This window comes from Kitasatospora sp. NPDC005856, assembly GCF_040629945.1.
Taxonomy (GTDB): Bacteria; Actinomycetota; Actinomycetes; order Streptomycetales; family Streptomycetaceae; genus Kitasatospora.
The window spans coordinates 1-1,420 of record NZ_JBEXWT010000231.1 but is presented as its reverse complement, the minus strand read 5'-3'; the positions used below and the strand labels follow the sequence as shown (position 1 = coordinate 1,420).

Annotated in this window: 1 protein-coding gene; it reads left to right on the top strand. The window is 75.5% G+C overall.

Annotated elements, in window-relative coordinates:
- Positions 1–1,420 (top strand): polyketide synthase dehydratase domain-containing protein (locus tag ABZ449_RS42135; protein WP_360357469.1); only part of this gene is annotated, 1,420 nt, incomplete at both ends.

The window sequence follows — 1,420 nt, the reverse complement described above, 5'->3', positions numbered from 1 at the left end:
CCTCCTCCACACCGGCCACACCCACTTCATCGAAACCAGCCCCCACCCCGTCCTCACCACCCCCATCCAACAAACCGCCGACACCACCGACACCGCGGTGGCCACGATCGCCACCCTCCGGCGCGACCGCGGCGGTCCGTCGCAGCTGGCGACCGCCCTGGCCCTGGGGCGGATCACGGGCCTGCCCGTCGCCGGAACCCCGCACACGGGTCCGCGTCCGGCCCTGCCCCCGTACCCGTTCCAGCACGGGTCCTACTGGCTGCACCCCGCCGTGACGGGCACCGGCGCCCTCGGGCAGAGCGGCACGGACCACCCGCTGGTCGTGTCCGCCGTGGAACTCGCCGACGGCCAGGGACACGTCCTCACCGGCCAGGTGTCCACCGCCGACCTCCCGTGGCTCGCCGACCACGCCGTGCACGGGACCGTGCTGCTGCCGAGCACCGCCTACCTGGAGACCGCCCTCCGCTCCGGGATCGAGGTCGGCTGCGGGCACGTCGAGGACCTCACCCTGGAGGTCCCGCTCGCCCTCCCCGAGAGCGAGGCCGTCCGGCTCCAGGCCGTGGTGGGCGAGCCGGACGCCGAGGGCCGCCGCTCCTTCGCGGTCTACTCCCGTCCCGCCGACGCCTCGGGCGACGTGCCGTGGACCCGGCGGGCCGGCGGATCGCTCACCGCCGAAGCGCCCGCGACGTCCTCCGCACCCCCGCGATCCGCCGCCTGGCCGCCCGCCGGAGCCGTCGCGATCGACGTCGCGGACGCCTACGAACGCCTGGGCACCAGGGGATACGACTACGGACCGGCCTTCCGGGGCCTGCGCGCGGCCTGGCGGCTCGGCGACGACGTCTACGCGACCGTCGCCCTCCCCGAGCCCGAGCAGCCGACGGCCCGGCGCTTCTGCCTGCACCCGGCCCTGCTGGACGCCGCGCTGCACCCCATCGCCCTCGGCCTGCTCGGCGACTCCCCCGAGACCGTCCTGCCGTTCTCCTGGAGCGGCGTCTCCCTGCACGCCGTCGGCGCGGACGCCGTCCGGGTGCGGCTCTCCCCCGTCGGGACGGGCGCCGTCGCCATCACCGTCACCGACACGGCGGGCGCGCCCGTCGCGGACGTCACGTCGCTCGCCCTGCGCCCGGTCGACCCCGCGCGCCTACGCGCCGACACGGCCCCGAGCCGGCCGTACGTGATGGAGTGGTCGGCGATCGACGTGCCCGATGCGCCGGAGTCGGCGACCGTGGCAGCCGATGTGCTGGTCGTCCGCCCCGACGACACCACCCCCACCGGCGACCCCCTCACCGACGCCCACCAACTCGCCGAACACACCCTCACCCGCATCCAGAACTGGCTCAACCAAGACCACCCCGACCACACCCACCTCGTCATCCTCACCCGCGGCGCCATCTCCACCGGACCCCACGACCCCATCACC